Genomic DNA, 7,996 nt, shown 5'->3' on the forward strand with positions numbered 1-7,996 from the left:
GTGCGTCTCCATCGTTTATGGGTATCGCTGCACATTGTCATATCCGCATACGGTGCCGCACTTCTAGTAATTTGCCTTTCAAATAGCTCCTGAGAACCAGGGGCCTGCGGTGAGGTCGTCTCGATAACCATCTTTTTTAAGAATCTGGATTTGGGGCTGGAAGATCGCCAGTCGACTTGGCCCGACCTCGGATCGCTGGAACGGCATATCAGCTAGTCGAGCTGCTCGCTCATCCGATCCTGAATATACTCGATAATCAGAATCAAATCATGTACATCGTTTTGTGAGGTCGGGGGACCGCTTGCAGCGTGCGCGAGCCTGTTTCCGGATCTCTTGGGCGAGGCGAACCCGTTGAATGATCTCCTCTTCAAGCTCTCCGATTTCGACCAAGTAAGAGCCATTCGATGGGCGTTGTGACTATAGTCTAACCCGTGCGTTGTGCACATTTTCGCGAGTAGCCACTCGAGTGCTGTAAATGCCACAAGGTAGGCGGCCGCAGGGTGTTGGTTGGCAAGCCCCTTTGCACTAGAAACACGCGATGAAATCTCCGGCTCAGAGTCCAGTGATGGAGTCGGCTCGGGAACTAAGAGCGTCCGGCAGTAGAGGTGGCCGTGTGTCGGTGTTTGTAGAGACACGGACCTGCAAGTGATCATGGGATTGCTGATGTCCTGATGGTCGCCTGGAGAGTCCGTGCCTCTACCTGCAACGACACCCCCCACGACCTCATTTGCCGGGCGCTCTAAAAACCTGTGCAACTCAGGCCTGAGTCATAGCCCCGGTCCAGTGCAGCACGGTCGCTCGGTCAGCGGCCGATCATGTCGTAGATCCCGATCAGGGTCGGTTTCAGCAACGGCGAGTCGTGGTCATTGGCGCGGGCGCTGATCAGGTGCAGCGGGATCCCCGCAACCGTCGCAGACCACGGAGCGTTTGGTGCCCTGTTTGCCCCGTCGACCGGGTTACGCCGGCGACCTCGCCACCGCAGGGAGCCTTGGTGATCGCCTCCGTCGGCAGACAGATCGTCGAGGTCGAGACCGATCATCTGGTCATAGCCGGCCAGCGCGGCCCGAAGGACCTGCTCCCCGACGCGGCGGCGGCCCACTGGGCGAGACGGCGGCGGATCGTGCGGTCCGAGCAGCCGGGGTGGCGATGCGTTCGTAGCCGCTGCCGTGCACCAACGCCGCGAGCACGTGCTCGAACACCAGGCGGTCGGGATACGGCGGCGGTGACATCCCCACGGATGGGCCGGGTCGAACTCCGGGCGCCGCTCTGCCTCGATCAGGGCAGCGAACTCGACCCAGAGGGGTCGATCAGCGATTCTGGCAATAGAGGCACGGTACCCTCCAGGCGACCATCAGGACATCAGCAATCCCATGATCACTTGCAGGTCCGTGTCTCTACCAACACCGACACACGGCCACCTCTACTGCCGGACGCTCTACGTCGCCGAGGACGCCGCCTGCGTCACCGTCGAGTACGACGAGCTGGGTGCGGTCACCGCCGCGCGGGCCGCACTGGAGCCGGACGCGCCGCTGCTGCACGAGGACGCCGGGTCCAACGTCGCCACCGACCGCACCTTCTCCTTCGGCCCGGTGGAGCAGCGGTTCCGCGACGCCGCGCACGTGGTGACCGGCCGCTCGACTTCCCGCGCTACTCCTCGGTGCCGATGGAGTGCTACTCGGTCATCGCGCAGTGGAACGAGGGCGACGGCGGCCCGTCGGTCGAGGCCTGGGCGAACTTCCACGGACCGTTCTCGATGGTCCCGGTGATGGCCGGCGCGCTCGGGATCCCGACGTCGCGGGTGCGGCTGCACGTCCCCGCCGACATCGGCGGCAGCTTCGGGATCAAGGCGGGCATCTACCCCTACGTGGTGCTGATGGCGCTGGCCTCGAAGCACGCGGGCACGCCGGTGCGGTGGGCCGAGGACCGCGTCGAACACCTGATGGCGAGCTCCACCGGCGCGGACCGGGCGATGACCTTCTCCGCCGCGGTCGACGCCGACGGCACCGTGACGGCCCTGCGCACCGACCTGATCGACAACGTCGGCGCCTACCTGCGCCCGCCGGAGCCCTCCACGCTCTACCGCGCGCTACGGCAACATCACCGGGCCCTACCGCATCGACGCCGTCGAGATCCGGGCCCGTGCCGTGGTCACCAACACCATGCCGACCGGGCCTGAACCGGGGCTTCGGCGGCCAGCAGCTCTACTTCGGACTGGAGCGGCTGATGGACGCGGTCGCCTCGGCGACCGTCCTGGACGTCGTCGAGGTGCGCCGGCGGAACCTGGTGTCGACGTTTCCCGCACGAGACGGCGACCGGGGGCGTGTACGACTCCGGCGACTACGCCGCGGCGCTGGACCTGGCCGTGAAGAACGCCGACCTCGCCGAGCTGGAGCGCCGGCGCGAGACGGCCCGGGCCGAGGGCGCCTTCTACGGCATCGGCAACCGCACTCGTCGTCGACCCGTCCGGCACCAACATCGGCTACGTCGGCCTGGCCACCCCCCGCCGAGGACCGGCAGGCCGGCCGGGACAAGTCGGGGTCCACCGAGCACGTCCGGATGTCGGTGGACCTGCAGGGGATCGTGTGACCGTGCTGCTGGGGCTCGGTCCCGCAGGGCCAGGGCCACGCCACCGTGGCGCGCAAGGTCGCGGCGCAGCGGCTCGGCTGCCGATCGCGCAGGTACGGGCGGTCGTCGACATGGACACCGCGACCACCCCGTGGACGGTGACGTCCGGGTCGTACTCCTCGCGCTTCGCCCCGCCTCGTCACGAGCGCGGTCGTCGCCGCCGCGGACACCATCGCCGCCACGGTGAAGGCCGCCGGGGCCACGCTGCTGGAGGGGGCCGACCCGGGTGAGCTGACCCTGCTCGACGGGAAGGTCGTCCACCCGGACGGCCGCTCGGTCGCCTTCCGGCACGCGGCCGGGCGTCGTGCACTGGGACCCGGCGTCGCTGCCCGACGGCGTCCCCGCCCGCCTCTACGCCGAGGCCGAGTTCTCCCCGCGGGAGACCCCGCGGCCACGGCGGACGACCGGATCAACTCCTCGCTCTGCTACGGCTTCGTGGCCGAGATCGTCGCGGTGCGGATCGACCCGGACACCCTGGAGATCGAGGTCGACCGGGTGTCCTCGGTGCACGACGCCGGGACCGTCCTCGACCAGACCCTGCTCGACGGCCAGGTCTACGGCGCGCTCGTGCACGGCCTCGGCGGTGCCGCCTACGAGTAGTTCACCGCACGCCGACTCCGGGCAGCCGACGGCGGCGACGTTCCTCGACTACCTGTGCCCGACCAGCGCCGAGGCCGGGTTCGACCTGCGCACCGACCACGTGGTGACCCCGTCACCGCTGACCCCGCTCGGCGCCAAGGGCTGCGGCGAGGGGTCGTCCAAGAGCTTTCCCGTGGCCTACGCCAACGCCGTCGCCGACGCGCTGGCACCCCGCGGGATCGACATCACCCGCCTGCCGCTGCACGGCGAGGTACTGCACCAGCTGCTCACCGAGAAGGAGAACTCCTGACATGGCACTCAACGGCGGCGACGTCGTCCTGACCCGCGAGCACGACGGGCGGGTCGCCTACCTGACCCTGTCCCACGGCAGTACCGGTCGTCACGATGGAGATGCGCCGGCTGGTCGCCGAGCGCTTCGCCGAGATCGACCGGGACCCGCAGGTCCGCGTCGTGGTGATCCGCTCCGACGGCCAGCACTTCACCTCCGGCGGCGACATCGCCGGGTTCATGGAGGTCGACCCGATCGCACCTCACCGAGGGGGTGGGGGGGGGGGGGGGGTGGGTGGAGGGGGGGGGGTCGGTCGGTGAGGTCGATCGGGTCGACCTCCATGAACCGCGATGTCGCCGCCGGAGGTGAAGTGCTGGCCGTCGGAGCGGATCACCACGACGCGGACCTGCGGGTCCCGGTCGATCTCGGCGAAGCGCTCGGCGACCAGCCGGCGCATCTCCATCGTGACGACCGTGTACTTGCCGTGGGACAGGGTCAGGTAGGCGACCCGCCCGTCGTGCTCGCGGGTCAGGACGACGTCGCCGCCGTTGAGTGCCATGTCAGGAGTTCTCTTCTCGGTGAGCAGCTGGTGCAGTACCTCGCCGTGCAGCGGCAGGCGGTGATGTCGATCCCGCGGGGTGCCAGCGCGTCGGCGACGGCGTTGGCGTAGGCCACGGGAAAGCTCTTGGACGACCCCTCGCCGCAGCCCTTGGCGCCGAGCGGGGTCAGCGGTGACGGGGTCACCACGTGGTCGGTGCGCAGGTCGAACCCGGCCTCGGCGCTGGTCGGGCACAGGTAGTCGAGGAACGTCGCCGCCGTCGGCTGCCCGGAGTCGGCGTGCGTGAACTCCTCGTAGGCGGCACCGCCGAGGCCGTGCACGAGCGCGCCGTAGACCTGGCCGTCGAGCAGGGTCTGGTCGAGGACGGTCCCGGCGTCGTGCACCGAGGACACCCGGTCGACCTCGATCTCCAGGGTGTCCGGGTCGATCCGCACCGCGACGATCTCGGCCACGAAGCCGTAGCAGAGCGAGGAGTTGATCCGGTCGTCCGCCGTGGCCGCGCGGGTCTCCCGCGGGGAGAACTCGGCCTCGGCGTAGAGGCGGGCGGGGACGCCGTCGGGCAGCGACGCCGGGTCCCAGTGCACGACGCCGGCCGCGTGCCGGAAGGCGACCGAGCGGCCGTCCGGGTGGACGACCTTCCCGTCGAGCAGGGTCAGCTCACCCGGGTCGGCCCCCTCCAGCAGCGTGGCCCCGGCGGCCTTCACCGTGGCGGCGATGGTGTCCGCGGCGGCGACGACCGCGCTCGTGACGAGCGGGGCGAAGCGCGAGGAGTACGACCCGGACGTCACCGTCCACGGGTGGTGTCGCGGTGTCCATGTCGACGACCGCCCGTACCTGCGCGATCGGCAGCCCGAGCCGCTGCGCCGCGACCTTGCGCGCCACGGTGGCGTGGCCCTGGCCCTGCGGGACCGAGCCCAGCAGCACGGTCACGATCCCCTGCAGGTCCACCGACATCCGGGACGTGCTCGGTGACCCGACTTGTCCCGGCCCGGTGCCTGCGGTCCTCGGCGGGGTGGCCAGGCCGACGTAGCCGATGTTGGTGCCGGACGGGTCGACGACGAGTGCGGTGCCGATGCCGTAGAAGGCGCCCTCGCCCGGGCCGTCTCGCGCCGGCGCTCCAGCTCGCGAGGTCGGCGTTCTTCACGGCCAGGTCCAGCGCCGCGGCGTAGTCGCCGGAGTCGTACACGCCCCCGGTCGCCGTCTCGTGCGGGAACGTCGACACCAGGTTCCGCCGGCGCACCTCGACGACGTCCAGGCCGGTCGCCGAGGCGACCGCGTCCATCAGCCGCTCCAGTCCGAAGTAGAGCTGCTGGCCGCCGAAGCCCCGGTTCAGCCCGTCGGCATGGTGTTGGTGACCACGGCACGGGCCCGGATCTCGACGGCGTCGATGCGGTAGGGCCCGGTGATGTTGCCGTAGCAGCGGTAGAGCGTGGAGGGCTCCGCGGGCGCAGGTAGGCGCCGACGTTGTCGATCAGGTCGGTGCGCAGGGCCGTCACGGTGCCGTCGGCGTCGACCGCGGCGGAGAAGGTCATCGCCCGGTCCGCGCCGGTGGAGCTCGCCATCAGGTGTTCGACGCGGTCCTCGGCCCACCGCACCGGCGTGCCCGCGTGCTTCGAGGCCAGCGCCATCAGCACCACGTAGGGGTAGATGCCCGCCTTGATCCCGAAGCTGCCGCCGATGTCGGCGGGGACGTGCAGCCGCACCCGCGACGTCGGGATCCCGAGCGCGCCGGCCATCACCGGACCATCGAGAACGGTCCGTGGAAGTTCGCCCAGGCCTCGACCGACGGGCCGCCGTCGCCCTCGTTCCACTGCGCGATGACCGAGTAGCACTCCATCGGCACCGAGGAGTAGCGCGGGAAGTCGTAGCGGCCGGTCACCACGTGCGCGGCGTCGCGGAACCGCTGCTCCACCGGGCCGAAGGAGAAGGTGCGGTCGGTGGCGACGTTGGACCCGGCGTCCTCGTGCAGCAGCGGCGCGTCCGGCTCCAGTGCGGCCCGCGCGGCGGTGACCGCACCCAGCTCGTCGTACTCGACGGTGACCAGCTCGGCGGCGTCCTCGGCGACGTAGAGCGTCCGGCAGTAGAGGTGGCCGTGTGTCGGTGTTGGTAGAGACACGGACCTGCAAGTGATCATGGGATTGCTGATGTCCTGATGGTCGCCTGGAGGGTCCGTGCCTCTATTGCCAGAATCGCTGATCGACCCCCTCTGGGTCGAGTTCGCTGCCCTGATCGAGGCAGAGCGGCGCCCGGAGTTCGACCCGGCCCATCCGTGGGGATGTCACCGCCGCCGTATCCCCGACCGCCGGTGTTCGAGCACGTGCTCGCGGCGTTGGTGCACGGCAGCGGCTACGAACGCATCGCCACCCCCGGCTGCTCGGACCGCACGATCCGCCGCCGTCTCGCCCAGTGGGCCGCCGCCGGCGTCGGGGAGCAGGTCCTTCGGGCCGCGCTGGCCGGCTATGACCAGATGATCGGTCTCGACCTCGACGATCTGTCTGCCGACGGAGCGATCACCAAGGCTCCCTGCGGTGGCGAGGTCGCCGGCTGTAACCCGGTCGACCGGGGCAAACAGGGCACCAAACGCTCCGTGGTCTGCGACGGTGCGGGGATCCCGCTGCACCTGATCAGCGCCCGCGCCAATGACCACGACTCGCCGTTGCTGAAACCGACCCTGATCGGGATCTACGACATGATCGGGCCGCTGACCGAGCGACCGTGCCTGCACCTGGACCGGGCTATGACTCAGGCCTGAGTTGCACAGGTTTAGAGCGCCCGGCAAATGAGGTCGTGGGGGTGTCGTTGCAGGTAGAGGCACGGACTCTCCAGGCGACCATCAGGACATCAGCAATCCCATGATCACTTGCAGGTCCGTGTCTCTACCAACACCGACACACGGCCACCTCTACTGCCGGACGCTCTTAGTTCCCGAGCCGACTCCATCACTGGACTCTGAGCCGGAGATTTCATCGCGTGTTTCTAGTGCAAAGGGGCTTGCCAACCAACACCCTGCGGCCGCCTACCTTGTGGCATTTACAGCACTCGAGTGGCTACTCGCGAAAATGTGCACAACGCACGGGTTAGACTATAGTCACAACGCCCATCGAATGGCTTCTTACTTGGTCGAAATCGGAGAGCTTGAAGAGGAGATCATTCACGGGTTCGCCTCGCCCAAGAGATCCGAACAGGCTCGCGCACGCTGCAAGCGGTCCCCCGACCTCACAAAACGATGTACATGATTTGATTCTGATTATCGAGTATATTCAGGATCGGATGAGCGAGCAGCTCGACTAGCTGATATGCCGTTCCAGCGATCCGAGGTCGGGCCAAGTCGACTGGCGATCTTCCAGCCCCAAATCCAGATTCTTAAAAAAGATGGTTATCGAGACGACCTCACCGCAGGCCCCCTGGTTCTCAGGAGCTATTTGAAAGGCAAATTACTAGAAGTGCGGCACCGTATGCGGATATGACAATGTGCAGCGATACCCATAAACGATGGAGACGCACTCTGCTGATAGTCGGAAATTCTGCGTAGTGCCGATCCCTTTGATCATCCAGATGAGCTCTTTCGGTAAGAAGTCCATTTCTACTCAACGCAGCGGTCAGGGCTCGCGCCTGCATGAGATGATAGCGAGCGCGTTCATGGTACTTCGAAACTGCGAGCGCCCCAAATAGTCCTAATACTATAATAAACACACAAATGGCGATCATGCTCTGCGAGAACTTTTGCTGTGCAATGACAGCGCTTAAAGCAGCAGTAATAACAAACAGGACGTTAGTAAGTGTCGCCCTCTGAGTTTCAGATTGCCTGAACTGCTCACGATGCTCTTCCAATGGGCTAAGACCGCGGACTCTGAGAAGCTCACTGTTAGACCGCCTTCAACCGTCGTCAATCTAAGACCTAGTGTCGCGTAAACGATGTTCTTTGACCGGGTCGGCAGTGGTTG

At 67.1% G+C, this 7,996-nt stretch carries 8 protein-coding genes and 5 pseudogenes; 5 read left to right on the forward strand and 8 right to left on the reverse strand.

Features of this window, described 5'->3' with window-relative positions:
* Window positions 1-805: 805 nt before the first annotated feature.
* Together KPF47_RS36570 and KPF47_RS39565 are read right to left on the reverse strand one after the other, a co-directional pair.
* A pseudogene (locus KPF47_RS36570) lies at window positions 806-1,332 on the reverse strand (IS5/IS1182 family transposase); the annotation flags it as partial.
* 103 nt (window positions 1,333-1,435) lie between these two features.
* Window positions 1,436-1,564: a hypothetical protein gene (locus KPF47_RS39565; RefSeq protein WP_255661658.1), complete on the reverse strand. Its 129-nt coding sequence runs from the start codon at window positions 1,562-1,564 to the stop codon at window positions 1,436-1,438.
* Window positions 1,565-1,663: 99 nt separating this feature from the next.
* On the opposite strand from KPF47_RS39565, the gene KPF47_RS39570 reads away from it, so the two are divergent.
* The 4 genes from KPF47_RS39570 (at window position 1,664) to KPF47_RS36585 (ending at window position 3,514) form a co-directional block, all read left to right on the forward strand.
* Window positions 1,664-2,176 carry a molybdopterin cofactor-binding domain-containing protein gene (locus KPF47_RS39570; protein WP_255661659.1) on the forward strand — a complete coding sequence of 171 codons (513 nt, stop codon included), beginning with the start codon at window positions 1,664-1,666 and terminating at the stop codon, window positions 2,174-2,176.
* A 47-nt stretch (window positions 2,177-2,223) separates the two neighbouring features.
* Window positions 2,224-2,586, forward strand: coding sequence for a hypothetical protein (locus KPF47_RS39575; RefSeq protein ID WP_255661661.1), 363 nt, complete (start codon window positions 2,224-2,226; stop codon window positions 2,584-2,586).
* A 222-nt stretch (window positions 2,587-2,808) separates the two neighbouring features.
* Window positions 2,809-3,225, forward strand: coding sequence for a molybdopterin cofactor-binding domain-containing protein (locus KPF47_RS36580; RefSeq protein ID WP_308015586.1), 417 nt, complete (start codon window positions 2,809-2,811; stop codon window positions 3,223-3,225).
* Entirely contained in the window at window positions 3,209-3,514 is a 306-nt protein-coding gene (locus KPF47_RS36585; RefSeq protein ID WP_224392954.1) for a hypothetical protein, read from the forward strand. Before KPF47_RS36580 ends, KPF47_RS36585 begins: the two co-directional genes overlap by 17 nt.
* 241 nt (window positions 3,515-3,755) lie before the next feature.
* Here KPF47_RS36585 and KPF47_RS36590 read toward each other — a convergent pair whose 3' ends face one another.
* The 6 genes and pseudogenes from KPF47_RS36590 to KPF47_RS39600 all read right to left on the reverse strand — a co-directional run bounded on the left by KPF47_RS36590 (window position 3,756) and on the right by KPF47_RS39600 (window position 6,168).
* Entirely contained in the window at window positions 3,756-4,052 is a 297-nt protein-coding gene (locus KPF47_RS36590) for a hypothetical protein (RefSeq protein ID WP_224392955.1), read from the reverse strand.
* A complete protein-coding gene (locus tag KPF47_RS39580) occupies window positions 4,022-4,840 on the reverse strand; it encodes a molybdopterin cofactor-binding domain-containing protein (RefSeq protein WP_308015587.1) in 819 nt (272 codons plus the stop codon). The genes KPF47_RS36590 and KPF47_RS39580 overlap by 31 nt, the downstream gene beginning before the upstream one ends.
* Window positions 4,841-4,901: 61 nt before the next feature.
* A pseudogene (locus tag KPF47_RS40660) lies at window positions 4,902-5,126 on the reverse strand (molybdopterin cofactor-binding domain-containing protein); the annotation flags it as partial.
* 205 nt (window positions 5,127-5,331) lie between these two features.
* Window positions 5,332-5,472: pseudogene (locus tag KPF47_RS41345) on the reverse strand (hypothetical protein); the annotation flags it as partial.
* Window positions 5,473-5,524: 52 nt separating this feature from the next.
* Window positions 5,525-5,788 (reverse strand): annotated as a pseudogene (locus KPF47_RS39595) (molybdopterin cofactor-binding domain-containing protein); the annotation flags it as partial.
* The gene (locus tag KPF47_RS39600; protein WP_308015588.1) at window positions 5,788-6,168 is read right to left on the reverse strand and encodes a molybdopterin cofactor-binding domain-containing protein; all 381 of its coding nucleotides are present in this window, start codon (window positions 6,166-6,168) and stop codon (window positions 5,788-5,790) included. The pseudogene KPF47_RS39595 and the gene KPF47_RS39600, both read right to left, overlap by 1 nt.
* A 55-nt stretch (window positions 6,169-6,223) precedes the next feature.
* Between KPF47_RS39600 and KPF47_RS36600 the strand changes: the two are divergent.
* Window positions 6,224-6,789: pseudogene (locus KPF47_RS36600) on the forward strand (IS5/IS1182 family transposase); the annotation flags it as partial.
* Window positions 6,790-7,996 lie beyond the last annotated feature (1,207 nt).

Origin of the sequence: Pseudonocardia sp. ICBG1293, assembly GCF_020131355.1 — a bacterium.
GTDB lineage: Bacteria > Actinomycetota > Actinomycetes > Mycobacteriales > Pseudonocardiaceae > Pseudonocardia.

Bases quoted from the DNA above. Each gene is read 5' to 3' on its own strand.
- KPF47_RS36590 (WP_224392955.1), bottom strand. From the start codon at position 4,052: ATGGCACTCAACGGCGGCGACGTCGTCCTGACCCGCGAGCACGACGGG.
- KPF47_RS39575 (WP_255661661.1), top strand. From the start codon at position 2,224: ATGGACGCGGTCGCCTCGGCGACCGTCCTGGACGTCGTCGAGGTGCGC.
- KPF47_RS39570 (WP_255661659.1), top strand. From the start codon at position 1,664: ATGGAGTGCTACTCGGTCATCGCGCAGTGGAACGAGGGCGACGGCGGC.